2 pseudogenes are annotated in these 523 nt (G+C 45.7%); both read right to left on the bottom strand.

Going from position 1 to position 523, the window contains the following annotated elements:
- Positions 1-185, bottom strand: a pseudogene (locus ALO43_RS31980) (hypothetical protein); the annotation flags it as partial.
- Positions 186-304: 119 nt separating this feature from the next.
- A pseudogene (locus ALO43_RS31975) lies at positions 305-523 on the bottom strand (hypothetical protein); the annotation flags it as partial.

Here is a 523-nt window from a genome sequence, read left to right as displayed (position 1 = left end):
GTAGGGTGGTTATATCCTTTATGGGTACCTGCCGAAAAAAAAGCAATCGACTGTGAATTACGTGCGGCGAATACACCAAGGCTGCTGGCAAAGTCTCCATGATGCGGGACAATAATCGCGGTGTATGAAGTATTTGCCAAGCCAGAGATAAGCGAGTTCGTATCTTGTCTCATACGCTCATACACTTAGTCACCTGGGATAAGAACCGTCTGACCACGCGCGTGAAAAACACACACAAGGCACTCACCATTCTTGTCAGGGTAACTGGGTTGACTACGATGCAAATCGAGAGAAGAACCAACCGTCAAAGGAATAAGTGTACCGTCAAAAACCTTGATTTTTTGTTTACACTTTTATCAGAAAAAACCAACTGCTTTGTATTGATCGGCACATAAATGCTGTCTATTTTGCCAGAAAGCGTCGGATCCCATTGCAACAGCCGCCAGTGGTCGAGATCAGGGTGAGACAGGATCATGATGACGCGGTGTAAAGCCTGAACAGCGGTTTTCAAATCGTTTACGAG

The organism is Pseudomonas tremae, assembly GCF_001401155.1.
GTDB lineage: Bacteria > Pseudomonadota > Gammaproteobacteria > Pseudomonadales > Pseudomonadaceae > Aquipseudomonas > Aquipseudomonas tremae.
The sequence above is the reverse complement of the archived record's forward strand: the minus strand, read 5'-3'. Positions and strand labels throughout refer to the sequence as shown.